The sequence below is a fragment of the Streptomyces milbemycinicus genome (genome assembly GCF_002154605.1).
Lineage (GTDB): Bacteria > Actinomycetota > Actinomycetes > Streptomycetales > Streptomycetaceae > Streptomyces > Streptomyces milbemycinicus.
In genome coordinates this window covers 1-1,559 of sequence record NZ_MUNE01000890.1, presented here as the reverse complement: position 1 = coordinate 1,559, position 1,559 = coordinate 1, and the positions used below count along the sequence as shown (strand labels likewise).

Below are 1,559 nucleotides of genomic sequence, written 5' to 3'. Positions count from 1 at the left end.
CCCCACCGCCCCCGGCCGCCCGCCCCGCATCGCCGACCTCGGCTGCGGCGCCGGCAATGTCACCGTCCTCCTCTTCGACCGCTGGCCCGACGCCCATGTCACCGGCCTCGACAACTCCGCCGAGATGCTGGAGGCGGCCCGCGCCCACACGGCCCCCGAGGACGGCGGCGGCCTGCTGGACTTCCGCCCCGCCGACGCCGCGCACTGGGTCCCCGACGAGACCTTCGACCTGATCGTCTCCAACGCGCTGCTCCAGTGGGTCCCCGGCCACCCCGAGTCCTTCCCGGCCTGGATCGCCGCCCTGCGCCCCGGCGGCACCTTCGCCTTCCAGGTCCCGGGCAACTTCACCGCGCCCAGCCACACCATCCTGGCCGACCTGTGCGACGCCCCCCACTGGCGAGACCGCCTCTCCACCCACGGCGAACGCCCCGCCCCCGTCCTCGACCCGGCCGCCTACCTGGAGCGCCTGGCCGCGCTCGGCTGCGAGGTCGACGCCTGGGAGACCACCTACATCCAGATGCTGACCGGCACCGACCCCGTCCTCGACTGGGTCAAGGGCACCGCCCTGCGCCCCGTCCTCACCGCCCTCCAGGACGACCCCACGGCCCGCGACGCCTTCCTCGCCGAATACGCCGACCTCCTCCGCAAGGCCTACCCACCCGGCCCGCACGGCACGGCCTTCCCCTTCCGCCGCATCTTCGCCGTCGCCCGGAAGGCGGAATGATGCTCGCCGCGATCGACCATGTGCAGCTGGCCGTCCCGCCAGGCGCCGAGGGCGCGCTCCGCACGTACTACGGCGAAGCGCTCGGCATGACCGAGATCGCCAAGCCCCCCGTCCTGGCGGCCCGCGGCGGTCTGTGGTTCCGATCCGGTCCGGTCCAGCTCCACCTCGGCATCGAGGAGGACTTCCGGCCGTCGAAGAAGGCCCACCCGGGCATCCGGGTGACGGGCATCGACGCCCTCGCGGCGCGGCTGGCGGAGCGCGGAGCCAAGGTCGTCTGGGATGAGAACCTGCCGGGCCACCGCCGCTTCTACTCCCAGGACCCGGTCGGGAACCGGCTGGAGTTCCTGGAGCCGGTCGCCTGACCTCGACGACGACGGCGAGCCTCCGGCGTCGGCCAAGGTCACATGCCAGGCACGCTTCGTGCCAGCTCTCCCCTGGAGCGGTGTGTCATGAGACCGTGGATGCGCTGAACAACCACATGAATGGGCCAAGGTTTCCACGGGGGAGAGCCATGGACGGCGCGTCAGGCGGGTCTGGTTCGGGAGCGAACACGGGGAGCAGCGAGGAGCAGAAGCAGCGCGGGGTCTGGATACTGGTCGCCGCCGCCCTCGCCTTCGCCGTCCTCGTGCTGCCGCAGGTCGTCGAGGACGACGACAAGACATCGTTCGCGGGCGCCCTCCCGTCCAGCGGCTCCTCGCGGCTGCCGGCGCTCCCCAGCGGCATACCCAGCGGGATACCCAGCGGCCTGCCGAGTGGTCTCCCGAGTGGCCTGTCGAGTGGTCTGCCCACCTCGCCCGGCTATGGCTCCGGTGGCGGCGGGCAGCAGACGGGCGGC

2 protein-coding genes and 1 pseudogene are annotated in these 1,559 nt (G+C 72.9%); all 3 read left to right on the top strand.

The genetic code is table 11. The annotated features are described in order from the left end of the window. Positions 1-724: methyltransferase domain-containing protein (locus tag CCN51_RS48405; protein WP_086861053.1), on the top strand; the 724-nt coding region annotated here is incomplete at its 5' end. Beyond that, positions 724-1,086 carry a VOC family protein gene (locus tag CCN51_RS48400; protein ID WP_043490392.1) on the top strand — a complete coding sequence of 121 codons (363 nt, stop codon included), beginning with the start codon at positions 724-726 and terminating at the stop codon, positions 1,084-1,086. The genes CCN51_RS48405 and CCN51_RS48400, both read left to right, overlap by 1 nt. A gap of 149 nt (positions 1,087-1,235) precedes the next feature. Beyond that, positions 1,236-1,559, top strand: a pseudogene (locus tag CCN51_RS48395) (hypothetical protein); the annotation flags it as partial.